A 24642-nucleotide genomic window follows, 5' to 3' on the forward strand; every position below is an offset into this window, starting at 1 on the left:
GTGCGGCGTATGAAAGGGCGCCCGGAGCGCAACAGTTCCGGACGCCCCCTCGGGAGGATTCTAGTCTACCGGGCACGCGCCTTCGGATGGCTTGTCGGGCGCCCAGCACGGTGCCTTGGACTGGTCGATGAGCGCCTTGAGCGCCGTCGCCTGTTCCTCGAGCACGCCCCGCACATCCTGGCCGCCGAGCACGATGCGCTCGAAACTGTCTGTGTAAACCTGGTTGAACTTGCCGCCGAGATCGCCGAGCCCCATTGGCAGCAGCGCCGGCAGCGCATCCGGGGCGCCGGTCATGGTGGCGATGACCGGGCCAAAGGCTTTCACAGAGGCCGGCATGTCGTCGGGCAGCTTGACGTCGACCACGGGGAAGAAGTTGGTGGCCTTGAGCGTCGCGATCTGTGTTTCAGGCTTCAGCATGTAGGCGACCAGTGCCTTGGCCTTGTCCACGTCCGGCGAGGTCTTCGGAATGGCGACGCCGGCGACCACCGGCATGTAGCCGCGACCCGCAGGGCCGGCCGGCGCCGGGAAGGCGACGAACTCGTCGGGTCTCTGGTTGAAGGCATCAGCAAGCCGCGCCACGTGGTCGAACGCCACCCACACTTCACCGGTCAGCAGTGGCTCCTGCATGAAGGCATAGTTGGTCGAATTCGGGTTGGTGTACTGCCACAATTCCTTGAACTTATTCCACGCGGTCTCGGCCTCCGCCGAGCGGAACTTGGTCACCATCGAGCCGGTGTAGGATGGGTAGAGAAAACCCTCGAAGAAACGGTGCTTCAGCCCCTTCGGTCCGGCCGGGAAGCCGAATTTCGGCGAGCCGGTCTTCTCGGCGATGTTCTTCGCCCATTCGATCAACTGGTCATAGGTGATGGTGTTGAGATCGACGCCTGCCGGCAGATATTGCAGCGCCTGCTTGTTGGCCGCCATCAGGAAGGTGGCCTGCATCCACGGCATATATTTCTGTTCACCTGTGCCGAGCATGCCGAGCTTCTTGTAGTCTTCATTGAGCTTGACACCGCCGACATCGACGCCGGACAGATCGACAAGGTCCGCGCCGACCGTGGAGAAGTCTCCGTGCAGGCCGCCGAGCACGCCGATGGTTCCGGAGCCGGCCTGCAGCTCGGCCTGGAGGCGGGTGAGCCAGGGCCCGTCCTCGGCGACTTGGTAGTCGACCTGTCCGTCAAATGCCTTCAGCACTTCGCTGCGCATTTTCTGTGTCTCCTCCACAGGCCGCGCCTGCGTCGACCAGAACAGCACCTGGGCTTGCGCGCCGCCGATCGCGATCGACAGTGCGAGTGCGGCGCCGGCCAATGTCTTCAACGCATTCATCGTGGTCTTCCTCACTGCTTGTGCGCCGCCCCGGCGTCAGTTTTTTCCTATGGGTGCCGGTCCTGTGGGTGCTGGGCCATGGCTTGCCCGCGAAACCAAGGTCGGCCGGATCAGCCGCGTCAGCGGTGCGGCGGACCCGTCGCCAATGACGGTCAACAGCATCTCGCCGATCTCGCGCGCGCACTGGCGGATCGAGGCATCGAATGTGGTGAGGCCCGGCGGCGCATAGGCCGAGGCGGCGATGTTGTCGAAGCCGATGACCGAGAGGTCGCGAGGGATGGTCAGGCCGGCGCGGGTGGCCTCTTCCATGACGCTGAGCGCCAGTTCGTCGAACAGCGCGACGATGGCCGTCGGCCGCTCGTCCGCATGCAGCAGCCGGTTGATGGCCCGGAGGCGGGCGCCGCGATCGAAGCGCGGCGCCGTCGCCACATCGAGCCTGACTGACGGATCGCCTCGGCGCGCGATCGCTGCGGCGAGCCCGTCTTGCCGCAGATGGCGAAACGTCATCGGCTCGGCGATCGTCACCAGGCCGAGATGGCGGTGCCCGAGATCGTAGAGCATATCGAAGGCTTCGCCGAAGGCGTGTGCGCCATCGGTGTCGAGCCAGTTGTAGGAGAAGTCGGTGTCGAGCAGCCGGCCATGGGCGACGAACGGGAAATTGCGTTGGCGCAGATAGGCGAGCCGTTCGTCGACTTCGGCGATGCGGGTAACGACGGCGCCATCGGCGCGTCCGGATTCGACAACATGGCGAAGCACGGAAAGTTCCGACTGGCCTTGCGCCACGGCGGCGAGGATCAGGTCGGTGCCATGAGAAACCAGCCCTTCGCCAAGCCCGGTGACGAATTCGCCGAGGAAGGAATCGACCAGATTGGCGCCGCGGATCGGCAGCACCATGCCGACAAAGCCGCTGCGGCCTGAGACCAGCGTGCGGGCTGCCGTGTTGGGCACGTAGCCGGCCTGACGCGCGGCTTCAGTGACGCGTTCGCGCGTCTTCAAGGCGATCTGCTGATGACCGGCAAGCGCCCGCGACACCGTGGTGATCGACAGGTCGAGCTGCGCTGCAAGTTCCTTGAGCGTGGTGACGCGGGTCGGCACCGTTCCTCCGGATCGAGTGTTTGAAGCGTTTGTAATGGGTTTCAGCTGGATTGCAAACGTTTTAAATCCGGGGCCGAGTCAATGAGGTGCCGATGCTCTACAGCGACCAAAGGCTGGTTTTTGGCCCGCTTAGCGTGATTTGAACCACGTAGTGCTTGACTCCGGCGGCGCCTTGTGAAAAATTTTGCACCAACTGATAAAAATATCTTAGGGCGGAAATGGTTGGTTTTGGAAACGGCCTCCTGCGCGACGATGAAACCAGTATGGCGACGCGTGCCGCCTGGCTTCATTATGCTGGCGGCCTGACCCAGTCGGAGGTCGCCAAGCGGCTGGGCCTGACCAGCCTCAAGGCGCACCGCCTCATCACCAAGGCCAATCAGGAAGGGCTGGTCAAAGTCTATATCGACGGCGAAGTGTCGGAATGCGTGGCGCTCGAAGACGAGTTGTCCAGCCGCTACGGCCTCGATTACTGCGAGGTCGTTCCCGACTTCGATGGCGAAGACCTGCCGCTCAAGGCGCTCGGCATCGCCGGCGCGCAGTTTCTCAAGCGCGAGATCGAACGTGGCGAGGATACGCTGATCGGCGTCGGTCATGGCCGCACGCTCGCCGCCTGCGTGGAATATCTGCCGCGCATATCGGCCGAAAAGACCCGTTTCGTTTCGCTGCTTGGCGGCCTGACGCGCAAGTTCTCGGCCAATCCCCACGACGTCATTCACCGCCTGGCCGAACGGACCGGCGCGGAAGCCTATGTGATGCCGGTGCCGATGTTCGCCAACACGGTCGAGGATCGAACCGTGCTGCTCGGGCAGAAGGGCATCAGCGAGGTCTTCGATCTCGGCAAGGCCGCCGACCTGCTCATTGCCGGTATCGGCACTGCCGAGCGCGAGGCGTCGCTGGTCGCCACGGGCATGATCGAGAAGGGCGAAATGGAGGAGATCCGCCGCAAGGGGGGCGTCGGCGAATTGCTCGGCCATTTCTTCGACGATGCTGGAAAGGCGGTCGAGACGACCCTTTCCAACCGGGCGCTGGCGCTGGCGCGCGAAGACATCAGCAATCGCAGGATTGTCGCCGTTGCCGGCGGCAAGGTGAAGGTTCGTGCCATCAAATCGGTGTTGGAGGGCCGCTATCTCAAAGGCTTGGTCACCGATGAGCGGACGGCGCGATCACTCGTGGAGCAGACGCCGGTCGGGTAGCCGGCAACCATTCGATTGAAACTACCCTGTGGAGGAGAAGACAAATGCATGAGAAAGAAAAAGACCTGATCGATGCGTTCCTGCGCGGACAAGTCGATCGTCGTGGGCTGATCAAGGGCCTTGGCGCGATGGGCCTTGCCGCCGGCACGGCCGGCACGCTGCTCAATCTCGGGCAGACCCGCGCGCTCGCCGCGGATTTCGACTGGCAGGCGCACAAGGGCAAGACCATCAAGCTCTTGCTCAACAAGCATCCTTATGCGGATGCGATGATCGCCAACCTCGAAAACTTCAAGAAGTTGACCGGCATGGAAGTCGTCTATGACGTGTTTCCGGAAGACGTCTATTTCGACAAGGTCACCGCTGCGCTGTCGGCCAGTTCGCCTGAATACGATGCCTTCATGACCGGCGCCTACATGACCTGGACCTATGGCCCGGCCGGCTGGATCACCGATCTCAACGAGTGGATCAAGGATCCGACCAAGACCAACGTGAACTATGCCTGGGACGACTTCCTGCCCGGCGTCAGGAAATCCTGCGCCTGGAACGGCCAGCCCGGCGGAGTGCTCGGCTCCGACGACGCCAAGCAGTGGTGCATTCCATGGGGCTTCGAACAGAACAACATCACCTACAACAAGGGTATGTTCGACAAGGTCGGCGTCAGCGTTCCCGGCAATATGGACGAGATGGTCGCTACGGCGGCGAAGCTCACCAAGGATGTTGGTGGCGGCGTCTACGGCATCGGCGTGCGCGGCTCGCGCTCCTGGGCGACGATCCATCCCGGCTTCCTGTCGGCTTACGCCAACTTTGACCAGAAGGACCTGAATGTCTCGGCTGACGGCAAATTGTCGGCCGCGATGAACACCGCCGAATCCAAGGCCTTCCACAAGCAGTGGGTCCAGATGATCCAGGAGAGCGGCCCCAAGGACTGGTCGACCTACACCTGGTATCAGGTCGGCACCGATCTTGGCGCCGGCGCTTCGGCGATGATCTTCGACGCCGACATCCTCGGCTACTTCATGAATGGCGGCGACAACAAGATGGCCGGCAAGCTCGCGTTTTCCGCCTTCAAGGCCAATCCCGCAGCCAAGGCGCCGACGCCCAACATCTGGATCTGGTCGTTGTCGATGTCCAATTTCTCGAAGGACAAGGACGCCACCTGGTACTTCATGCAATGGGCATCAGGGCCCGAGCATGCGCTGTTCGGCGCGACCAAGATGGATTTCGTCAATCCGGTCCGTCAGTCGGTCTGGAAGGACGAGATGTTCCGCGAGAAGCTGAACAAGAGCTATCCGGGCTATGTCGAGATGTTCGACGTCTCGGCGCCGGGCGCCAGCATCAAGTTCACCCCGCAGCCGCTGTTCTTCGATCTGACCACCGAATGGGCGGCGACGCTGCAGAAGATGGTGGCCAAGGAGGTGCCGGTCGACGAAGGCCTCGACATGCTGGCCACCAGCGTCGACGGCCAGCTCAAGGAAGCCGGGCTCGGCTGAGTCCTGGCGAACGGTTGGCCCGCTTTTGCGGGCCAGCCGGCCATTCCACTGCGAAGCGGCGCCTGGAGCATCGGACCCAAAAGTGGAAACCGGTTTTGGGAAAATCCGATGCTCAACCACTGGCGGTGCCGCCACTCGCCCAACCGGCCGCCTAGCTCCCTGGGCGGCCGGCAGGGCGTAGCAACAGAGATGACGGAACACCACGATGACTGCGGCGACAATGCGAAGAAACAGGCCTTCCGGCTTCAGGATCAGCAAGAGGGTGCTGCCCTATGTACTCAGCCTGCCGGCCTTGCTCGTCTGCATCGGCATCCTGATCCCGTTCTTCACATCGGTTGTCTATTCGTTCCAGCGCTATCGGCTGAGCCAGCCCTGGGCGCGGCAGTTCAACTGGGGCGACAATTATATCTCCTTCTTCACTGACCCTAAGTTCTGGAACACGCTTGAGATATCGCTGCTCTATGCCGGTATCACCGTCCTGCTCGAACTGCTTCTCGGTCTCGGCATCGCCATGCTGCTGCAGAAGCGCTCGACGCTGAACAACTTCATCTCGATCATGCTGCTGATGCCGCTGATGACGGCGCCGGCGCTTGCCGCGCTGATGTGGAAGCTGATGACCAATCCCGGCTTTGGCGTGCTGAGCTATCTCGCCAGCCTGATCGGGCTGCAGGATTTCCGCTGGGCCTCGTCTCCGTCGACCGCGCTTTTCACAGTGGTTCTTGTCGACATCTGGGTCTACACGCCCTTCATCATGATCCTGCTGCTTGCCGGGCTGCGCAGCCTGCCGACGCAGCCCTTCGAGGCAGCGGCACTTGACGGCGTGCCGAGGAGTTTCGTGTTCTTCCGCATCACCTTGCCGATGCTGACGCCCTACATCCTGACGGCGACGCTGTTTCGCCTGCTTGATTCCATCCAGCAGTTCGACATCATCTATGCCATGACCCAGGGCGGTCCGGGCGACACGCTGACCGTCTTCCAGGTCGAGGCCTACCTCAACTTCTTCCAGTCGACCAATGTCGGCCGCTCGGCGGCGCTGATGATCATCCTGTGGGCGATCACCTATTTCCTCTCGAACATCTTCATCAAGAACTGGCTGCGGCTGCGCGAACGCGCCCGCGGCCAGGCATAGGAGGCTGAGATGGAGCACACCTCGCTTCTCGAACGCATCCTGCGCGGCGTAGCGCTGACGCTGGTCGTGATCTTTTTCATGTTCCCGATCGTCTGGATCTTCATGATGTCGTTCCAGACCAACGAGACCATCCTGCGGATTCCGCCGCAGCTTGTCTTCAAGCCGACGCTGGCCAACTACACCGCGCTCATCACCGGAAAGCTGACGACGGCGGCCGGTACGCTCGACATCGCCTTCATGCGCAACCTGTGGAATTCGGTGTTCCTGTCGGTCACCTCGGTCGCCGTCGCGCTGTTGCTCGGCGTTCCCGCGGCCTACGCCTTTGCGCGGCATAAGTTCCGGGGCTCGGAAGACATCGCCTTCACGCTGCTGTCATTCAGGTTTGCGCCGGCGCTGCTGGTGCTCCTGCCGCTGACCCTCTATTTCCAGAAGCTTGGACTGGCCAACACCTATATCGGGCTGATCTGGGTCTATCAGCTGATCTGTCTGCCGCTGATCCTATGGATCGTGCGCGGCTATTTCGAGGATATCCCGGCCGACATCGAATATGCCTATCGCATCGCCGGTCATTCCTGGTTCGCCACCTTCCGCAAGATCGCGCTGCCGCTCGCCGGCCCCGGCATTGCGGCTGCCGGCCTGCTCGCCTTCATCTTCGCCTGGAACAACTTCGTCTTCGCGCTGGTGCTCGCCTCGGCCGACAAGCAGCCGGTGACGGTCGGCGCGCTGGCTTTCATCACTTCCTCCGGTATCCAGTATGGCCAGATCTCGGCGGCGATCGTGCTTTCGATCACGCCGACGCTGGCGCTCGCCCTCTATGCGCAGCGCTATCTCGTCGAAGGCCTGTCGCTCGGCGCCGTGAAAGGATAGCTCCGATGGCCAGCCTCGAACTGCGAAATGTCGTCAAGCGCTACAAGAGCCAGACTGTTCTCGACAATCTGTCGCTGACCGTCGCCGACGGCGAAACCCTTGTCCTGTTCGGACCGTCCGGCGCCGGCAAGACAGTGCTGCTGCGGCTGGTCGCCGGCGTCATCGACCCCGATGAAGGAAAGATCTTCATCGGCGGTGAGGACATGACCGACCTCGACGCCGAGTTCCGCGGCGTCGGCATGGCGTTCCAGAATTTCGCGCTGTTTCCGCACATGACCGCCTTCGACAACATCGCGACGCCGCTGGAAGCCAACCGCTCGTCGCAAAGTGCGATCAAGGCGGGTGTCCAAAGTGTCGCCGAGCTGCTCAAGATCGGCCATGTGCTCAGTCACAAGCCACGGGCGCTGTCCAACGGCCAGAAGCAGCGCACCGCGCTCGCCCGCGCTCTGGTCGGCTCGCCGCCGGTGCTCCTGCTCGACGATCCCTTGCGCAACGTCGATGCCAAACTGCGCTTCGAGATGCGGCTCGAACTGCCGAGGCTTTTGGCCGATCGCGGCGCGACCGTCGTCTACGTCACCCAGGACTACAAGGAGGCCATGGCGCTCGGCGATCGCATCGCGGTGATGTCGCAAGGTGTCATCAAGCAACTCGGCACGCCCGAGCAGATCTATCGTGAGCCGGCGAACATCGAGATCGCACGGCTGTTCGGCGACCCGACCATCAACCTGCTCGACGTCAAGCCGTCACGCGATGCCAAGGGCATCTATGTCGGCCTGTCGAATGTCCAGGTACATCTGACCGGCGCCTATGACGCGATGGTCGGCCGCGACTGCGTGATCGGCTTGCGGCCGGAAGCGCTGAGCTTCGTCGATGAAAGCACGCCGAGCGCCATACCGGTGACGGTCGAGGCCGAGACGCCGCTCAACGAAAAGATCGTCACGCTCGTGCGCACCGTGCGCGGCCGCGAAATCCTGGTCTCGCGTCCAGCCGGAACACCGGGGCAAAGCGAAGGCAGGGCCCATATCGCCGTCGACGGCAAAAGCGCCTTGCTGTTCGATCGTGCGAGCGGCGACCGCATCGGCTCGAAAAACGTCGTCAATTTGCGCAGCGGAGAAGCGGCATGAGCCAGAGCGCACTCGCCATTTCAGGCGTCGACAAGTTCTACGGTCCGATCGACAGGGGCGTGCATGCCGTCCAGAATCTGACGATCGAAATCGACAAGGGCGAGATCGTCGCACTGCTCGGCTCGTCCGGTTGCGGCAAGACCTCGACTTTGCGCATGATCGCCGGCTTCGAGGAGGTCTCGCGCGGCACCATCTCGGTTGCCGGCCGCAAGGTGCACACGCTGGCGCCGGTCAAGCGCAATGTGGCGATGGCGTTCGAGGGCTATTCGCTCTATCCGCCGCTGACCGTGCGCGAGAACATGGCGTTTGCGCTGAAGGCGGCCAAGCTGCCGAAAAGCGAGGTTGACGCGAAGGTTGCCAGCATCGCCAAGCTGCTCGAGATCGAGGATATTCTTGAGCGCTATCCGAGTTCCATCTCCGGCGGCCAGCAGCAGCGCGCCAGCCTCGGCCGGGCGCTGATCCGGCAGGCCGATCTGCATTTGCTGGACGAACCGATGGGCCAGCTCGAGCCGCAGCTTCGCGCCGTGCTGCGCGGCCGCATCAAGCACTTCATCAAGGAGCGCGGTTTGACCGCGATCCTGGTCACCCACGACCAGACCGAGGCCAACGCGCTTGCTGACCGGATCGCGGTGATGGAAGGCGGCGTGCTGCAGCAGTTCGACACGCCCGACATGCTCAAGCAGCGGCCGGCCAACCTGTTCACCGGCACCTTCGTCGGTGAGCCGCCGATGAATGTCTTCGAGGCCTATATCGGCGCGGCTGCCGACAAGATCAATCTGCGGCTACCCGACGGGCTTTCGCTTGATTATGACAAGGACGCGTTCAGCGGCGCGGTTCGCGACGAATTGCTCAAACGGGAGCGGGTCGTCATCGGCATCAGGCCCTATGCGGTTCGCCGCTCGAAGGACGGCGTGCCGGCCACGGTTTCGGCCAACCAGTGGCTCGGCGACCAGACGCATATCGCGGCGGATTTCGCCGGCGGCTCGCTGGTCCTGGTCGAGCACGACCGCACCCGGCTGGAGCTTGGCGCGCCGATCAATGTCAGCATCGATCCGAAAAACCTGCACGTCTTCGATCAGTCCAGCGGCGCGGCCATTTCGCACGGCATGGAACTTGCCTGATGCGGGATGTGCTGATCGGCATCGATGCCGGCACGTCTGTCATCAAGTCCGTCGCCTTCGACACGGCGGGCCGGCAGCTCGCGGCTGCGGCGGTGCCGAATCGTTACGAGACCTTGCCGGGCGGCGGCGCCGAGCAGGATCTGGCGCGCACCTGGGCCGATACCGCGACCACCTTGCGCCAGCTTGCCGACAAGGTGCCGAACCTCGCCAGCCGCACCATCGCGATCGCCGTGACCGGACAGGGCGATGGCACCTGGCTGATCGACAAGGACGGTGAGCCGGTCGCCAAAGGCTGGCTGTGGCTCGACGCGCGCGCCGCAGGGGTCGTCGAGGAGATCCGGGCGCGACCGGAGGATCGGCTGCGCTTCGAAAAGACCGGCAGCGGTCTGGCCGCCTGCCAGCAGGGACCGCAGTTCGCCTTCATGAAGCGCAACATGCCCGAAATGCTTGGCAAGGCGGCGACGGCGTTCCACTGCAAGGATTGGCTCTATTACAAGCTGACCGGCGAGCGCGCCACCGACCCGTCGGAAGGGACCTTCACCTTCGGTGACTTCCGCACGCGCGGTTACAGCGACGATGTGCTTGAGGTGCTCGGCGTCACTGATCTCAGGCATCTGCTGCCGCCGATCGTCGACGGCACCAGGCACAGCGCCGGCCTGTCGGCGGCGGCTGCCGAAGCGACCGGGCTGCTTTCCGGCACGCCGGTGGTGCTGGCCTATGTCGACGTGGCCTGCACCGCGCTCGGCGCCGGCCTGCTCGACCGCGAGCGCAAGCCCGGCTGCTCCATCATCGGCTCCACCGGCATGCATATGCGGCTTGCGCAAACGCCGGACGAGGTGCTGCTCAACGAAGCCGCGACCGGCTACACGATGACGATGCCGGTGCCCGGCGTCTTTGCGCAGATGCAGTCGAACATGGCGGCGACACTCAACATCGATTGGGTCCTTAGCCTCGCCTCCGGCATACTCGCCTCGCAAGGCATAACGCGCACCAATGGCGAGATGATCGCGCTGGTCGATGAATGGATATCGTCATCCGAGCCGGCGTCGCTGCTCTATCAGCCCTATGTGTCCGAGGCCGGCGAGCGGGGGCCGTTCGTCGACGCCAATGCAAGGGCCGGCTTCGTCGGCATTTCGTCACGGCACGGCTACGCCGACATGGTCCGCGCCGTTTTCGAGGGGCTGGCCTTCGCGGCACGCGATTGCTATGCCGCCATGGGGCCGCTGCCGAGCGAAATCCGGCTGACCGGCGGTGCAGCCAGAAGCCCGGCTCTGCGCAAGATCCTGGGTGCTGTCGTCGGCGCCGCCATTCGCACCAGCCAACGCGAAGAAGCCGGTGCTGCGGGCGCCGCGATGATCGCTGCGGTCTGCGTCGGCCAATACAAGTCGATGGATGAATGCGTCGGCAAATGGGTCACGCCGCTGCTTGGCGCGGCGGAGCCGAGCGACCGAGAACTTGCCGCGATCTATGAGCGGGCGGTTCCGTCCTACACATTGGCGCATGAGGCGCTGCGGCCGGTCTGGCGGTCGATGGCCGCATCCAGGGCAAACTGAGAAGTCGAGCATGCGTAAGAAGATTGCAATCATCGGCGACCGCTTCATGCTTCCCGAAGTGTTTCGCGAAAAAATCGAGAAGGCCTGCGGCGACAATCTCGACATCCGCACGCTGGAGGCGGCCTGGCCCGACGAGCCGATGGAATTCGGCAATGCGGCGCTCGGCCTCGACAAGGTCAAGGAGTATTTTGGCGATCCGGACGAGGTGGTCGATTTCATCGGGGATGCCGAGATCTTCGTCACCCAGCTTGCGCCGCTCTCCGAGACCATGATGCAGCGCCTGCCCACGCTCAAACTGGTTGCGGTATCGCGCGGCGGCCCGATCAACATCGATATGGCCGCCGCCAAGGCCCACGGCATCACCGTCGTCAATGTGCCCGGCCGCAATGCGAGTGCTGTGGCCGAGTTCACCATCGGCGCCATCCTTGCCGAGACGCGGCTGATCCGGGTCGGGCACGAAGCCTTGCGCAAGGGGGAATGGCGCGGCGATCTCTACCGGGCCGACCGTACCGGCCGTGAGCTCAACGAAATGACCGTCGGCGTCATCGGCTATGGCAACATCGGCACCAGGCTGGTCCGCCTGCTGCGCGCCTTCGGTTGCCAAATTTTGGTGTCCGATCCCTATGTGCAGTTGAGCGCTGAAGACCGCAATGCCGGCGTTGAACTGGTCGCGCTCGACGATCTCCTGTCCCGCTCCGATGTGGTCACGCTTCATTCCCGAGTAACCGAAGAGACCCGCGGACTGATCAACAAGGACACCATCGCGCGGATGAAACCCGGGGTGATCTTCGTCAACACCGCGCGTGGGCCGCTGGTCGACTACGACGCGCTATACGATGCTCTCGTCTCGGGACACATCGGCAGCGCCATGCTGGAGACGTTCGCGGTCGAGCCGGTGCCTGCCGACTGGCCGCTGTTGCAGCTCCCGAACGTCACGTTGACGCCGCATATCGCCGGTGCCTCGGTGCGCACGGTGACCTATGCGGCCGAGCAGGCCGCCGAAGAGGTGCGTCGCTTTATCGCCGGTCTTCCGCCTATCAATCCATGCTGAAAGCGCAGCAGCCATGAAGTACCTGTTACGCATAGAGGACCCGGCGAGATGAGCGGCGCCACTGAAATCGTCGATCTCTTCGTCATCGGCGGCGGTGTCAACGGCGCCGGCATCGCGCGCGACGCAGCCGGCCGCGGCCTTTCTGTCATTCTGTGCGAAAAAGACGATCTTGCCGAAGGCACCAGTTCGCGATCCGGAAAGCTCGTCCATGGCGGCCTGCGCTATCTCGAATATTACGAGTTCCGGCTGGTGCGCGAGGCGTTGATCGAGCGCGAAGTGCTGCTCGAATCCGCTCCCCACATCATCTGGCCGATGCGCTTCGTGCTGCCGCACAGCCCTGACGACCGGCCAGCCTGGCTGGTCCGGCTCGGCCTGTTCCTCTACGATCATCTCGGCGGCCGCAAGCGGCTGCCGGGCACCCGAACGCTCAACCTGCGCACCGCGCCCGAAGGCGCGCCGATCAAGGACACGTTCAAGCGCGGTTTCGAATATTCCGACTGCTGGGTCGACGACGCCCGTCTCGTCATCATCAATGCGCTCGATGCGGCGGAGCGCGGAGCCAAGGTCTTTACGCGAACCGCCTGCACCGCCGCCCGCCGTGAAAACGACCTGTGGTCGGTCGAGATGCGCGACAGCCGAACCGGCGTCAGGACCACGGTTCGGGCGCGGGCGCTGATCAACGCCGCCGGGCCGTGGGTCAACGATATCATCAACCGCGTGGCCGGCCAGAATTCCAAGCGGAACGTGCGCCTGGTCAAGGGCAGCCACATCGTCGTGCCGAAATTCTGGGAAGGGCGGCAGGCCTATCTCGTCCAGAACAGCGACAAGCGCGTTATCTTCATCAATCCTTACCAGAACGATCTGGCGCTGATCGGCACCACCGACATTCCCTATGATGGGCGGCCGGAAGACGTAGCGGCGGATGCCAGCGAGGTCGACTACCTGATCAAGGTGGTCAACCGCTACTTCAAACGCGGGCTTGCCCGCAGCGATGTCATTTACTCGTTTTCGGGCGTCAGGCCGCTCTATGACGACAACGCCGACAATCCGAGCGCGGTGACGCGCGACTATATTTTCGAGCTCGACGCCTCGGCCGGACAGGCGCCGCTGCTCTCCGTCTTCGGCGGCAAGATCACCACCTTCCGCAAATTGGCCGAGCACGCGCTGGACAAGATCGCCCCGTTCTTTCCGAAAATGGGCAAGCCATGGACGTCGAAAAGCTATCTGCCGGGTGGCGATATCGCCAACGCCGACTTCGAGCAGTTTCTCGGCGATCTCGGCCGCGAATATCCCTGGATGCCGGCGTCGCTGGTCAAGCACTATGGCCGGCTCTACGGCACCAGGACGCGGGTTCTGGTCGGTGCGGCCCAGTCGCTCACCGACCTGGGGCGGTGCTTCGGTAAGGATTTCTTCGAACGCGAAGCCAATTATTTGTTCGAGCACGAATGGGCGCTGACATCAGCCGATATTCTCGAACGGCGCACCAAGCATGCGCTGCATCTGTCCGCCGCAGAAAGAGCCACTTTCGAGGACTGGTGCGCGAGCCGGCTGGTGAAAGCAAGCTGATGGCCTTTACGCTTTCCCTCAACACCAATCCGCTGGTCAATCGCTTTGCCGAACCGGACGATCTGATCGATGCGATCGCTTACGACATCGGCATCAGGGACGTGCAGCTGACGCATGAATTCGTCAATCCCGGCTGGCCGGCGGCGACGATCTCGAAATTCCTCCGCCTGTTCCGCGCCGCGCTCGACCGCACCGGCGTGCGCGTGACGTCGGGGATGACCGGCCCCTACGGCAGGCTCAATCATTTCGGCCACCCTGACGCCGATGTGCGCCGCTACTATGTCGATTGGTTCAAGACCTTTGCCGATATTTCCGCCGAGCTCGGCGCCAGCGGCATGGGCACGCAGTTTGCGATCTTCACGCACAGGGATTTCGACAATCCGGAGCGTCGCGCGCGGCTTTTCGACATCGCGCTGGAATGCTGGCGCGAGGTCGCCGAGCATGCCAAGGCGGCCGGTTTGAGCTACCTCTTCTGGGAGCCGATGTCGGTCGGCCGTGAATTCGGCCACACGATCGAGAGCTGCCGGGCCCTGCAAAACGAGATCGAAGCAGCCGGCATGGCCATCCCGATGGAGATGATGGTCGATATCGACCATGGCGACGTCACGTCGAGCAATCCGGACGACATCGATCCCTATGCCTGGGCCGAAGCGTTTCCCAAAGTATCGCCGATCATCCACATCAAGCAGTCTTCGATGAATAAGGGCGGTCATTGGCCGTTCATTGCCGCCTACAACAAGGACGGCCGCATCACACCGGAAAAATTCCTGGAGACGGTTCGCCGCGGCGGCGGCGTCGACAACGAGATCTGCCTGGAATTGTCGTTTCGCGAACGCGAGCCGGTCGACCATCAGGTCGTCGCCATGATACGCGAGTCGGTCGACTACTGGGCGCCGTTTATCGAGACCGGCAGAGCCGCTCTCCTGCCGAAAGCGGGATAGATGAACAGGAGCCGATGCGGCTCCTGTTCAGAACCAGAATACGTCAGCCGAATTTCGGATCGAGGCTGCCCGACTTGTAGCGCTTGGCCATTTCCGAGACTGGCAGCGGCTTGATCTTCGGCGCGTTGCCGGCGGTGCCGAATTGCTCGAAGCGCTCCTTGCACAGCTTCCTCATCGCGGCCATTGCCGGCGTCAGATATTTGCGCGGATCGAATTCGCTCGGGTTCTCGGTCAGCACCTTGCGGATCGCGCCGGTCAACGCCATGCGGTTGTCGGTGTCGATGTTGATCTTGCGCACGCCGTGCTTGATGCCGCGCTGGATCTCCTCGACCGGCACGCCCCAGGTCGGCTTCATCTGGCCGCCATATTTGTTGATGATCTCCTGCAGCTCTTCCGGCACCGAGGACGAGCCGTGCATGACCAAGTGCATGTTCGGCAGCCGGCGATGGATCTCCTCGATCACGTTCATGGCCAGAACCGCGCCGTCCGGCTTGCGCGAGAACTTGTAGGCGCCGTGGCTGGTGCCCATGGCGACGGCCAGCGCATCGACATGCGTGTCCTTGACGAACTGCACCGCCTGCTCCGGATCGGTCAGCAACTGGTCATGGCTGACGGCGCCCTCGACGCCGTGGCCGTCTTCCTGTTCGCCGCCGCCCATCTCCAGGGAGCCGAGAACGCCGATCTCGCCTTCCACAGACACGCCGCCCCAGTGCGCCATGTCGACCACGCGGCGCGTGATGCCCGAATTATAGTCGTAGTCTGCCGGCGTCTTGCCGTCTTCCTTCAGCGACCCGTCCATCATCACCGAGGTGAAGCCATACTGGATCGCGGTCACGCAGGTCGCTTCGTTGTTGCCGTGGTCGAGATGCATGCAGACCGGGATGTCGGGATGGATCTCGACCAGCGCATCGATCAGCTTGGCCAGCACGACGTCGTTGGCATAGGCACGGGCCCCGCGGCTCGCCTGCAGAATGACAGGCGATTTGGTCTCCTCGGCGGCCTCCATGATGGCGAGGCCCTGTTCCATATTGTTCATGTTGAACGCAGGCACGCCATAGCCGTGTTCGGCGGCATGGTCGAGCAATTGTCTCAATGTGATGCGAGCCACCCAATAGTCTCCCGTATTTGGTTTCAAGCCTATGGTTGCGAGCCGTCCGGTCGTCGTTCAGCCCACTGATGCTTCTGGCCGGATTTCCAGAGAACCGCAACCTTTGGCCATGCCGCCGGGAGCAATTCTTGTTACAAGACAGCAATCAAAGCGAATAATATCCCAAAGAAATGTAACATCATCACAAAAAATCTGACGCATATGCGATTTACTCTGTTATATGGCTGTGGCTCGGCGTTTCCGCCACGGTGGACTCGCAACGAGCCGGATTCAGGGAACAGGCTGGACAATGAAGAGCGACGGCCGGCGGCAAGGCATCATGGATTTTCTGATGGATACTGGCACGGCCAGCGTCGATGACCTTGCCACGCGCTTCGGTGTATCGAAGATGACCGTCCATCGCGACCTCGACGAACTCGAGGAAAGCGGCTTCCTGCGCAAGGTGCGCGGCGGTGCCTCGATCCAGCCGAGCGGCTTGTTCGAAAGCGATTTCCGCTACCGTCAGAAGCAGGCCGGTGAGGAGAAGCAGCGCCTGGCGGCTGCCGCGGTGGCGATGATCGAGCCGGGCCAGACGGTGATCATCGACGACGGCTCGACCGCCGGCGGCATTGCACGTCACCTTGCGGATCTCCGCCCGCTGACGGTGATCTCAAACAATCTGGCCGTCATACAGGATCTGGCAGGCGTTGGAGGGATCACCCTGATCGCGCTCGGTGGCCAGTACAGCAAGAAGTTTCACGGTTTCTTCGGCCTGCTTGCCGAGGACACATTGAGATCGTTGCGCGCCGATGTGGCCTTCCTGTCGTCGTCGGCCATCCACGGCGCTTCCGCCTTCCACCAGGACCAGGAAGTGGTCCATACCAAGCGGCTGATGATGGCCGCCGCCGCGCGTAAATATCTGCTGGTCGATCACGGTAAGTTCGGCCGCACGGCGCTGCATTTCCTGACCGATCTCAAGGCGTTCGACGCCGTCTTCACCGGTCGCGAATTGCAACCCCAGATGCGCGAGGTGTTGGATGGCGCCGGCGTTTCGCTAACACTAATCGAGAAGGACTAGACCATGATCCCGAAAAGTGGGAACCGGTTTTCGGAAAAAGATCATGGTCAAAGAAGAAGATAGAGCCCCATCCGGCTACGCGGGATGGAACAGGCTCTAGAAGGAGGACGCATGGTTTACTGGGTCGGCACAAGCTGGAAAATGAACAAGACGCTTGCCGAGGCGACTGAGTTCGCCAAGGCGCTGGCGGGGTTCGTCCCCGGTTTCGACGACCGCATCCAACCCTTCGTCATCCCGCCCTTCACGGCGGTCCGCGAGGTCAAGAAGGCGTTGGCCTCGACGCGGGTCAAGGTCGGCGCCCAGAACATGCATTGGGCCGACGCCGGAGCCTGGACCGGCGAGGTCTCGCCGGTGATGCTGACGGATTGCGGGCTCGACCTGGTCGAGCTCGGCCATAGCGAACGGCGCGAGCATTTCGGCGAGACCGACAAGGCGGTCGGCCTCAAGACCGCGGCGGCGGTGAAGCACGGGTTGGTGCCGCTCATCTGCGTTGGTGAGACATTGGCGCAACGCAACAGCGGCCAGGCCGATGCGGTGCTGGCTTTGCAGGTGCATGGCGCGCTGCAATACCTCGAAGGCCAGGCAAAGGCGGCGACGATCCTGTTTGCCTATGAGCCGGTCTGGGCGATCGGCGACAAGGGCATTCCGGCAAGTGCAGACTATGCCGATAGGCAGCAGGCGCTGATCAAGAAGATCGCCGGCGACCTCCTGCCGGCCATACCGCCGGTGCTTTATGGCGGCAGCGTCAATCCGCAAAATGCCGCCGAACTAATCGGCCAACCCCATATCGACGGGCTTTTCATCGGCCGCTCCGCCTGGCAGGCGGAAGGCTATATCGACATCCTCGGACGCGCCTCGGCGGCGATCTGAACCAATCTAAAAGCATTCAGTCAGGAAAGGACACGACCATGAAAATAGCCATTGGAGCCGACAGCGCCGGCAAGCCGCTGCTCGACGTCATTGCCGCGCATCTCGCCACCAAACCCGGCCTCGCCGTCAGCGACCTCAGCCAGGCCGGCTACTATGCCGACCTGTCGCAGAAGCTCGCCCAGACCATCCTCGACGGCGAGAACGATCGCGGCATCCTGTTTTGCGGCACCGGCATCGGCGTTTCCATCTCGGCCAACAAGGTGCCCGGCATTCGCGCAGCACTCACCCACGACACCTACTCCGCCGAGCGCGCGGCGAAATCCAACAATGCCCAGATCATCACCATGGGCGCCCGCGTCATCGGCCCGGAACTGGCCAAGTCGATCGTCGACGCCTGGCTCGCATCGGAGTTCGACGAAAAGGGACCATCGGCCGGCAATGTCCAGGCGATCGACAGGCTCGACGCAGCGAAGCTGGGCTAGAGCGCTTCATCGTTTCACGGAAACGCCGAACCGCTCTATCTCTTTGTTTTTGCGCAATTCCGGACGGAAAACCGTTTCACACTTTTCCTGGAATTGCTCTAACCCAGGCTTTTCCGCATCGCGCCAATCACGGTGACGGCCGATGCGGCGCCGGGGTCCATATGCCCGAGCGATCGCTCGCCGAGCCGCGACGAGCGGCCCTTCGCGGCGATCATCTCCTTGGTCGCCTCGGCGCCCCGTTCGGCTGCTTGAAGCGCCGCTGCGAGACTTTCGGACAGGGTCTTGCCTGAGGCATGCGCGGCCGCCGCTGCTTGCGCCGCCGGCAGCCAGGCGTCGACCATCGTCTTCTCGCCGATCTCGGCCTTGCCGCGATCCTGGATGCCTTGCGCCATCGCCTGGAACAGGGCGATGAAATCGGCACCCGCCAAGGTCGTCTTGCCCTTGACGGCAGCCGCACCACGCATGAAGGCCGTCGCATAGAGCGGACCTGACGAAGCGCCGACGGCGTTGAGGAACGATTTCGCCGCGGTGTTGAGGAGAGCTGTCGGCTCGGTCGCCGCGAGGTCCAGCAAAGCGAGCGCATCGCGCACTGCGCCAAAGCCGAGCGCCATGGCGATGCCATGATCGGCGTCGCCGATGACACCGTCTAATTGGCAGAGCCTGTCCTTGTCGGCTTCGATCGCCACCGCGATCGCATCGAACATAGTTTTCAAGCCGGCTGTGTCGATGGATGTCATGAATGCTGCTTTCAGCCGGCGCGGAACATGGCGCAGTCGCAAGGATGGTCGAGCATCGTCTGCAATTCGTCGTCGAGATGCATCAGCGTCACCGAGGCGCCGGCCATTTCGAGCGAGGTGCAATAATTGCCGACCCAGGTCGCGTGAACTGACACGCCGATGTCACCCAGCCGACGCTTCACGCGCCGGTTCATGATGTAGAGTTCCATCAGCGGCGTCGAGCCGAGCGAGTTGACGAGCACGGCGACCTTGTCGCCACGCGCCGGCGCCATCTCGTCGACGATCTTGTCCAGCATCTCGTCGGTGATCTCGTCGGCTGTTTTCAGTTTTCCCCGCGCAATGCCCGGCTCGCCATGAATGCCCATGCCGATCTCCATCTCGTCCGGCCCGATCTCGAAATTCGGCCGGCGGGTCTGCGGCAGCGAACAGGGCGACAGCGCCACCCCCATGGTGAAAGTATGGTCGTTCGCCTTCCGGGCGATGCGCTCGCATTCATCGAATGAGAGCATCCGGTCGCAGGCGGCACCGGCAGCCTTGAAGATGAAGAAATTGCCGGCAACGCCGCGCCGCTTGTGCCGCTGGTCACGCGGCGCCGATGCCACGTCGTCAGTGGTCAGCACGGTGCGCACCTCGATGTCATCCATCGCCGCCATCTCTGCGGCCATGTCGAAATTCATCACGTCGCCGGCATAGTTGCCATACATGAACAGCACGCCGGCACCGCCGCTGGCCGCCTTGGCGCATTCGAGGATCGGGTCCGGCGGCGGCGAGGCGAAGACATTGCCGATCGCGGCCGCGTCGGCCAGCCCCTTGCCGACGAAACCGAGGAAGGTCGGCTCGTGGCCCGAGCCGCCGCCGATGACGAGGCCGACCTTGCCGTCCCGCGGCCCATCGCGGGCGATGATGGAGCGCGGACTTCCCTCAGCGCTTGTGAGATGGCGGGGATGCGCGGCCAGGATGCCTTCCAGCATCTCGTCGACGGTGCGGTTGCCGTCATTGATGATCTTCTTGGTCTGCACCTGCATCCTCCCGATTTCGGTATTTTCGCAGATAGTACAGCGTGTTACCGGGATTTCCACCCGGGGACTGACATTTCACGCGGCGATACGTTCCCGCGCGGCCAAGATCTGAACGCAGGCATTGGCTGCCTCTTTGCCCTTGACCTGGAAGTGCTCGAAGAAGAAGCGGTGGTGGTCCGCACTGTCATGGTAGTTGTGCGGGGTGAGCACCGCCGAAAGCACCGGCACCCCGGTGGACAGTTGCACGTTCATTATGCCGTCGATGACCGCGCCCGCCACGAATTCATGCCGGTAGATGCCGCCATTGACGACAAATGCCGCGCCGAGGATCGCTGCATAGCGACCGGTCTCGGCAAGCGTCTTGGCATGCAGCGGAATCTCATAGGCGCCCGGCACATCGAAGACATCGACGGCAAAGCGTTTCTCTCCAAGAACCGCAAGTTCGGCCTGGAACGCCTCGACGCACTGGTCGACGATGTCGGCGTGCCAGCGCGCGCGAATGACGGCAACGCGGATCGTTTCATAGTCTTTCTGGGAATGCTGATTCATGGGTCCATCCTTCCGTTTCGAACCAGAATCAGGACGCACGATACGGAATCCGACCGCGAAAGCGGACCGTCTTCCGTTCGTTCTCTTCCATCCGGACTGTGACCGTCGGCTCCGGAATCACACCGGATCTGCTGACCCCTCCGGCTAACCGGAAAGCGCTCGCGGGCTTGGGCCGAAACCCTTACCGCCGGTGGGGACTTTCACCCCGCCCTGAGAACATTGACGGAGTTTGTATGGAAGGGGAGGGCGATGCTGTCAACCGCCGAGTCCATCGCGGATGGCGCAGAAATATCGATCGGTTCCGCATGAGGGCAAGAGAGGCGCGGGCAACCTGCAGCGTCAAATGGCGATCACGGGCAAGGCAGGCAGAACCTTGTCCAAGGTGATGGGAAATTCACGCACTCGCACGCCGGTCGCGTTGTAAATGGCGTTGGCGACAGCAGCCCCCGCACCGCAGACGCCGAGCTCGCCCAGACCCTTCGCGCCAAGTGGATTGGCCTTGTCATCATGTTCCTCGAGGAAGACGACCTCCATCTCGGGGACGTCGCCGTTGATCGGGACGTGATACTCGGCAAGATCGTGATTGACGAAGTGGCCGTAGCGCGGGTCGAGCACCGTCTGCTCCATCAGCGCCGCGCCGATCCCCCAGGTCATGCCGCCGATGATTTGCGAGCGCGCGGTCTTGGCATTGAGGATACGGCCCGCGCCCATCACAGCCAGCATCCGGCGCATGCGGATCTCACCGGTATCGCAATCGACAGCGACCTCGGCGAAATGCGCTCCATAGGAATGCTGCGAGTAAGCCTTGTATGACTCGGTGGTAGCGCCTGGGGCCACGGAGCCTTCGGCCTCGAACCCCGCGGGAGCGATCCTCCGGATGAGATCGGCCAGGCCTGCCGACTGCTGGCCGACCCTGACCTCGCTGTCGGCAAAGCTCGCCTCGGTGGCGTTCGCGCCGCGCAACGGCGAGGCTTCGCTCGACTGCGCCGCCTCCAGGATCCGTTGCTTGAGAGCATTGCACGCGTTATGCAGCGCCGAACCCGCGCTCGCCGCGCCCCAGGACCCCCCGGAGCCGGCGGTACGCGGGAAGCGACTGTCGCCGAGCTCCACTTTGACGGACGAGATCGGCACGCCGAGGCTCTCCGCAGCAATCTGGGTCAGGATCGTATAAGTGCCGGTTCCAATATCGGTCATGTCGAGCCGCGCCGTCACCCGACCGTCCCGGTCGATCGCAACCCGCGCCGTCGCCGCGCCAATGTAGTTCGGACGGATCGCCGCCGCCATGCCGTAGCCGATGAGCTTCCGGCCCTCTCGGGTGCGGCCCGGCGTCGGTTCTCTCCGCACCCAACCGAAACGGCGGGCGCCTTCCTCCATGCAGGCGACGAGATTGCGGGTGGAGAACGGCACTCCGCGCTCGGGATCCTGTGCCGGTTCGTTGCGGATTCTGAGTTCGATCGGGTCCAGGCCGAGCCGCTCGGCGAGTTCATCCATGGCGCATTCGAAAGCCAGCATGCCGGGCGCTTCACCGGGCGAGCGCATCCATTCGCCGCGGTTGATATCCAGCGGAACCAGGCGATGACGGGTGACCCGGTCCGGCGCCGCATAGAGCGAGCGGGCAAAGACTGCGGTTTGCTCGCAGTATTCCTCGAAGCTGGACGTTGCGGACCAGACATCGTGCGCAATCCCGGTGAGCCGCCCGTCGGTGTCCGCGCCGAGACGCACCTGTTGGATCATCTCTGCGCGGTGACCGGCATTGGCGAACATCTGTTGTCGCGTCAGCGCAATCTTCACCGGGCGCTGCAGAAACTGCGCTGCAAGCGCGGCCAGGATCGTATCGGCATGGGCAATCAGCTTGGAGCCGAAGCCTCCGCCGATGAAGGGGCTCACGATGCGCACACGCTCGGGCGGGATGCGAAGCGTGCTGGCGACTCCCGCCCGGAAATTCGCTAAAGTCTGCGCCGATGTATGGATCGTCAGTTCGTTGCCTGACCAGGCGGCGAGCGTCGCATGGGGCTCCATCGGATTGTGATGTTCGAAGGGGGTCCGGTAAGTGGCATCGATCTTGACCGGAGCCGCCGCAAAGGCGCTCTCGAAATCGCCGACCACGCTGTCGGTCTCGAAGCCGGCATTGGTCCGTTTTGGTGCGTAGGCGTCGGCCTTATGTCCCGGTAAATCATAGACGCCCGGCGCCTCGTCGTAGCGCACTTTGATGAGGCCCGCAGCAGCGCGGGCCGCCTCGAACGTCTCCGCGACAACAAGCGCGACGGGCTCGTCGTAATATCGCACCCGCTCGCTGTTGAGCGCGGGCCGGGCGCGTGTGAAGACCTCCGGCACGGTCGGCGTGACCGCCGGGCCGAAATCCGGCTGGGCCGGCGCATTCCGGTGCGTCATGACCAGCAGCACTGCCGGCGCCCGTTCGGCTTCGGCCGTGTCGATCTCGGCGATGCGCCCCTTGGCGACGGCGGCGCCGAGAATATAGCCATAGGCTGTACCATCCAGCGCATTCTCGTAGGCGTAGGTGGCATCGCCCGTCACCTTGAGCGGACCGTCGATGCGGTCGATCGGGCGCCCGATGACGCCATTGCGTGGTTCGGAAGGACGGTTCTCGCTGGTCTTCGTCTCTGTCATCGTGTCACCTCACGCACTCTCGGCGGCAGCAGCGAGCGTGTGCCGCATCGTCCGTTTCGCCAGCGGGATCTTGAAATCATTACCGCCATGCCCGACGGCTCCGGCGAGCGCGGCTTCGGCTGCGTCGGTAAAGGCGCCGTCGGACGCCGCCGCTCCTGCGAGCGTCCGCTCCGCCTCCGTCGCGCGCCAGGGCTTCGCGGCCACGCCGCCCATGGCGATTCGCGCGCTTCGGATACGATCGCCGCTCGTCTCGACGATTGCCGCCACCGACACCAGCGCGAAGGCGTAGGAGGCACGGTCGCGCACCTTGCGGTAAACCTGTCGGCCGGGCGGCGGGGACGGCAGGGTGACCGCGGCGATCATCTCGCCGTGGCCGAGCACGGTCTCGACATGGGGCGTCGCCTCGGGCAATCGATGGAAATCACCGATCGGGATCGTGCGGGTCTCGCCGCCGGGCGATATGGTCTCGATCCTGGCGTCGAGCCCGGACATGGCGACCGCCATATCCGAGGAATGCACCGCGATGCAGGCTTCGCTCGCGCCGAGCACGGCATGCATACGGTTGAAGCCCTGAAGCGCCGCGCAGCCTGAGCCCTGCTCGCGCTTGTTGCAAGGCATGTTGCGGTCGTAGAAATAAGGGCAGCGCGTGCGCTGCAGGAGATTGCCGCTGGTCGAGGCCTTGTTGCGTATCTGGCCGGACGCTCCCGCCAGCAGCGCTTGCGTGAGCATCGGGTAGCGTGATCTCACCCGCGGATCGGCGGCGAGATCGCTGTTGCGGACCTGGGCGCCGACCCGAAGTCCGCCTTCCGCCGTCTCCTCGATCCGATCGAGCGGCAGCCGGCTGATGTCGACGAGATGCGCTGGGCGCTCGATCTCGAGCTTCATCAGGTCGAGCAGGTTGGTGCCGCCGCTGATGAACTTGGCGTCCGGTCGGGCCGCAACCGCGGCGGCTGCCTGCTCGGCACTTGCCGCACGTTCATAAGTGAAGGATTGCATTGCTCACGCCTCCTCTGCCGCGTCGCGGATTGCAGCGACAATGTTCGGATAAGCGGCACAACGGCAGATGTTGCCGCTCATCCGCTCGCGGATCTCGGCATCGGTGAGAGCGACGGAAGCCGCCGCTACGTCGGCGCTCGCATGGCTCGGCCAGCCGGCCTTGGCCTCGCCCAGCATGCCGACAGCGGAGCAGATCTGGCCCGGCGTGCAGTAGCCGCACTGGAAACCATCGCGGGCGACGAAGGCGGCCTGCACCGGATGCAGCCGGTCACCCTCGGCAAGGCCCTCGACCGTGGTGATCTCGTCGCCCTCATGCATTGCGGCAAGCGTCAGGCAGGAATTGATCCGGCGCCCATCGACGAGCACCGTGCATGCGCCGCACTGGCCGTGGTCGCAGCCTTTCTTCGAGCCGGTGAGGCCGAGATGGTTGCGCAGCGCATCGAGCAGCGTCGTCCGCGGGTCGAGCTCGACGGCAAGATCCCTAGCGTTGATCCGTAGGGACATCGGCATCGTCGGTACCGGCGTCGGAGAGGCGGCCGCCGTGACGGTGTCGGCCGGCTCTGCGTCGACCGGTATACCGGTAGCCAGGAGCACGCCGGTCGCCACCCCGCCCTCCAGCACCGTTCGACGCGTCGGCCCGCTCCTGTTGTCTGTTTTGGCCATGCATGATCTCCAGTCGCAGTTCTGTCACCCGTCGACACTGGAACTGGGGATGCGCGCGGCGGCTTTCTTTCAAGAAA

Annotated in this window: 22 protein-coding genes and 1 riboswitch; of the genes, 13 read left to right on the forward strand and 9 right to left on the reverse strand. The window is 63.5% G+C overall.

Annotation, left to right across the window (positions count from 1 at the left end):
- Positions 1–60 precede the first annotated feature (60 nt).
- The gene (locus tag CIT25_RS07155; RefSeq protein WP_095483836.1) at positions 61–1326 is read right to left on the reverse strand and encodes an ABC transporter substrate-binding protein; all 1266 of its coding nucleotides are present in this window, start codon (positions 1324–1326) and stop codon (positions 61–63) included.
- Positions 1327–1362: 36 nt separating this feature from the next.
- Positions 1363–2421, reverse strand: a complete 1059-nt coding sequence (locus CIT25_RS07160; protein ID WP_095483837.1) for a substrate-binding domain-containing protein — start codon at positions 2419–2421, stop codon at positions 1363–1365.
- Positions 2422–2639: 218 nt separating this feature from the next.
- Between CIT25_RS07160 and CIT25_RS07165 the strand changes: the two genes are divergently transcribed.
- From CIT25_RS07165 to CIT25_RS07210, 10 genes are all read left to right on the forward strand, one after another.
- Positions 2640–3614: a sugar-binding transcriptional regulator gene (locus CIT25_RS07165; RefSeq protein ID WP_095483838.1), complete on the forward strand. Its 975-nt coding sequence runs from the start codon at positions 2640–2642 to the stop codon at positions 3612–3614.
- Positions 3615–3658: 44 nt separating this feature from the next.
- Positions 3659–5104 carry an ABC transporter substrate-binding protein gene (locus tag CIT25_RS07170; RefSeq protein WP_095483839.1) on the forward strand — a complete coding sequence of 482 codons (1446 nt, stop codon included), beginning with the start codon at positions 3659–3661 and terminating at the stop codon, positions 5102–5104.
- A 205-nt stretch (positions 5105–5309) separates the two neighbouring features.
- On the forward strand, positions 5310–6233 hold the full coding sequence (locus CIT25_RS07175; protein ID WP_095483840.1) for a carbohydrate ABC transporter permease: 924 nt from the start codon (positions 5310–5312) through the stop codon (positions 6231–6233).
- A gap of 9 nt (positions 6234–6242) precedes the next feature.
- A complete protein-coding gene (locus CIT25_RS07180) occupies positions 6243–7100 on the forward strand; it encodes a carbohydrate ABC transporter permease (RefSeq protein ID WP_095483841.1) in 858 nt (285 codons plus the stop codon).
- A 5-nt stretch (positions 7101–7105) separates the two neighbouring features.
- A complete protein-coding gene (locus CIT25_RS07185; RefSeq protein ID WP_095483842.1) occupies positions 7106–8224 on the forward strand; it encodes an ABC transporter ATP-binding protein in 1119 nt (372 codons plus the stop codon).
- Entirely contained in the window at positions 8221–9345 is a 1125-nt protein-coding gene (locus CIT25_RS07190; RefSeq protein ID WP_095483843.1) for an ABC transporter ATP-binding protein, read from the forward strand. Before CIT25_RS07185 ends, CIT25_RS07190 begins: the two co-directional genes overlap by 4 nt.
- On the forward strand, positions 9345–10898 hold the full coding sequence (locus CIT25_RS07195; RefSeq protein ID WP_095483844.1) for an FGGY-family carbohydrate kinase: 1554 nt from the start codon (positions 9345–9347) through the stop codon (positions 10896–10898). Before CIT25_RS07190 ends, CIT25_RS07195 begins: the two co-directional genes overlap by 1 nt.
- Positions 10899–10908: 10 nt before the next feature.
- Positions 10909–11949 (forward strand): 2-hydroxyacid dehydrogenase, encoded by a 1041-nt coding sequence (locus CIT25_RS07200; protein WP_095483845.1) that lies wholly within the window; start codon positions 10909–10911, stop codon positions 11947–11949.
- A gap of 48 nt (positions 11950–11997) precedes the next feature.
- Entirely contained in the window at positions 11998–13515 is a 1518-nt protein-coding gene (locus tag CIT25_RS07205) for a glycerol-3-phosphate dehydrogenase (protein ID WP_095483846.1), read from the forward strand.
- Positions 13515–14456: a sugar phosphate isomerase/epimerase family protein gene (locus CIT25_RS07210; RefSeq protein ID WP_095484013.1), complete on the forward strand. Its 942-nt coding sequence runs from the start codon at positions 13515–13517 to the stop codon at positions 14454–14456. The genes CIT25_RS07205 and CIT25_RS07210 overlap by 1 nt, the downstream gene beginning before the upstream one ends.
- Positions 14457–14499: 43 nt before the next feature.
- On the opposite strand, the gene fba is transcribed toward CIT25_RS07210, so the two are convergent.
- Positions 14500–15564, reverse strand: coding sequence for a class II fructose-bisphosphate aldolase (fba, locus tag CIT25_RS07215; RefSeq protein WP_095483847.1), 1065 nt, complete (start codon positions 15562–15564; stop codon positions 14500–14502).
- A gap of 289 nt (positions 15565–15853) precedes the next feature.
- Here fba and CIT25_RS07220 point away from each other — a divergent pair, with 289 nt between their 5' ends.
- The 3 genes from CIT25_RS07220 to derI all read left to right on the forward strand — a co-directional run bounded on the left by CIT25_RS07220 (position 15854) and on the right by derI (position 17973).
- A complete protein-coding gene (locus CIT25_RS07220; protein ID WP_095483848.1) occupies positions 15854–16621 on the forward strand; it encodes a DeoR/GlpR family DNA-binding transcription regulator in 768 nt (255 codons plus the stop codon).
- A 111-nt stretch (positions 16622–16732) separates the two neighbouring features.
- A complete protein-coding gene (locus tag CIT25_RS07225; protein ID WP_095483849.1) occupies positions 16733–17491 on the forward strand; it encodes a triose-phosphate isomerase in 759 nt (252 codons plus the stop codon).
- Positions 17492–17529: 38 nt separating this feature from the next.
- The gene (gene derI, locus CIT25_RS07230; RefSeq protein WP_095483850.1) at positions 17530–17973 is read left to right on the forward strand and encodes a D-erythrulose-4-phosphate isomerase; all 444 of its coding nucleotides are present in this window, start codon (positions 17530–17532) and stop codon (positions 17971–17973) included.
- 98 nt (positions 17974–18071) lie between these two features.
- Here derI and dhaL read toward each other — a convergent pair whose 3' ends face one another.
- The 6 genes from dhaL to CIT25_RS07260 all read right to left on the reverse strand — a co-directional run bounded on the left by dhaL (position 18072) and on the right by CIT25_RS07260 (position 24565).
- Complete coding sequence (gene dhaL, locus CIT25_RS07235) at positions 18072–18710, reverse strand: dihydroxyacetone kinase subunit DhaL (protein ID WP_095484014.1); 639 nt, start codon at positions 18708–18710, stop codon at positions 18072–18074.
- Positions 18711–18721: 11 nt separating this feature from the next.
- Positions 18722–19729 carry a dihydroxyacetone kinase subunit DhaK gene (locus tag CIT25_RS07240; protein WP_095484015.1) on the reverse strand — a complete coding sequence of 336 codons (1008 nt, stop codon included), beginning with the start codon at positions 19727–19729 and terminating at the stop codon, positions 18722–18724.
- A 75-nt stretch (positions 19730–19804) separates the two neighbouring features.
- Complete coding sequence (locus tag CIT25_RS07245) at positions 19805–20278, reverse strand: 6,7-dimethyl-8-ribityllumazine synthase (RefSeq protein WP_095483851.1); 474 nt, start codon at positions 20276–20278, stop codon at positions 19805–19807.
- Positions 20279–20353: 75 nt separating this feature from the next.
- A riboswitch (FMN riboswitch) is annotated at positions 20354–20500 on the reverse strand.
- Positions 20501–20617: 117 nt separating this feature from the next.
- The gene (locus tag CIT25_RS07250) at positions 20618–22906 is read right to left on the reverse strand and encodes a xanthine dehydrogenase family protein molybdopterin-binding subunit (RefSeq protein WP_095483852.1); all 2289 of its coding nucleotides are present in this window, start codon (positions 22904–22906) and stop codon (positions 20618–20620) included.
- Positions 22907–22915: 9 nt separating this feature from the next.
- Complete coding sequence (locus tag CIT25_RS07255; protein WP_095483853.1) at positions 22916–23902, reverse strand: FAD binding domain-containing protein; 987 nt, start codon at positions 23900–23902, stop codon at positions 22916–22918.
- 3 nt (positions 23903–23905) lie between these two features.
- Positions 23906–24565, reverse strand: a complete 660-nt coding sequence (locus CIT25_RS07260; RefSeq protein ID WP_095483854.1) for a 2Fe-2S iron-sulfur cluster-binding protein — start codon at positions 24563–24565, stop codon at positions 23906–23908.
- Positions 24566–24642 lie beyond the last annotated feature (77 nt).

This window comes from Mesorhizobium mediterraneum, assembly GCF_002284565.1.
Classification (GTDB): Bacteria; Pseudomonadota; Alphaproteobacteria; order Rhizobiales; family Rhizobiaceae; genus Mesorhizobium; species Mesorhizobium mediterraneum.

Coding starts and splice junctions, on each gene's coding strand:
- CIT25_RS07155 (WP_095483836.1), bottom strand. CDS start 1,326: ATGAATGCGTTGAAGACATTGGCCGGCGCCGCACTCGCACTGTCGATC.
- CIT25_RS07165 (WP_095483838.1), top strand. CDS start 2,640: ATGGTTGGTTTTGGAAACGGCCTCCTGCGCGACGATGAAACCAGTATG.
- CIT25_RS07170 (WP_095483839.1), top strand. CDS start 3,659: ATGCATGAGAAAGAAAAAGACCTGATCGATGCGTTCCTGCGCGGACAA.
- CIT25_RS07175 (WP_095483840.1), top strand. CDS start 5,310: ATGACTGCGGCGACAATGCGAAGAAACAGGCCTTCCGGCTTCAGGATC.
- CIT25_RS07180 (WP_095483841.1), top strand. CDS start 6,243: ATGGAGCACACCTCGCTTCTCGAACGCATCCTGCGCGGCGTAGCGCTG.
- CIT25_RS07185 (WP_095483842.1), top strand. CDS start 7,106: ATGGCCAGCCTCGAACTGCGAAATGTCGTCAAGCGCTACAAGAGCCAG.
- CIT25_RS07190 (WP_095483843.1), top strand. CDS start 8,221: ATGAGCCAGAGCGCACTCGCCATTTCAGGCGTCGACAAGTTCTACGGT.
- CIT25_RS07195 (WP_095483844.1), top strand. CDS start 9,345: ATGCGGGATGTGCTGATCGGCATCGATGCCGGCACGTCTGTCATCAAG.
- CIT25_RS07200 (WP_095483845.1), top strand. CDS start 10,909: ATGCGTAAGAAGATTGCAATCATCGGCGACCGCTTCATGCTTCCCGAA.
- CIT25_RS07205 (WP_095483846.1), top strand. CDS start 11,998: ATGAGCGGCGCCACTGAAATCGTCGATCTCTTCGTCATCGGCGGCGGT.
- CIT25_RS07210 (WP_095484013.1), top strand. CDS start 13,515: ATGGCCTTTACGCTTTCCCTCAACACCAATCCGCTGGTCAATCGCTTT.
- CIT25_RS07220 (WP_095483848.1), top strand. CDS start 15,854: ATGAAGAGCGACGGCCGGCGGCAAGGCATCATGGATTTTCTGATGGAT.
- CIT25_RS07225 (WP_095483849.1), top strand. CDS start 16,733: ATGGTTTACTGGGTCGGCACAAGCTGGAAAATGAACAAGACGCTTGCC.
- derI (WP_095483850.1), top strand. CDS start 17,530: ATGAAAATAGCCATTGGAGCCGACAGCGCCGGCAAGCCGCTGCTCGAC.
- dhaL (WP_095484014.1), bottom strand. CDS start 18,710: ATGACATCCATCGACACAGCCGGCTTGAAAACTATGTTCGATGCGATC.
- CIT25_RS07245 (WP_095483851.1), bottom strand. CDS start 20,278: ATGAATCAGCATTCCCAGAAAGACTATGAAACGATCCGCGTTGCCGTC.
- CIT25_RS07250 (WP_095483852.1), bottom strand. CDS start 22,906: ATGACAGAGACGAAGACCAGCGAGAACCGTCCTTCCGAACCACGCAAT.
- CIT25_RS07255 (WP_095483853.1), bottom strand. CDS start 23,902: ATGCAATCCTTCACTTATGAACGTGCGGCAAGTGCCGAGCAGGCAGCC.
- CIT25_RS07260 (WP_095483854.1), bottom strand. CDS start 24,565: ATGGCCAAAACAGACAACAGGAGCGGGCCGACGCGTCGAACGGTGCTG.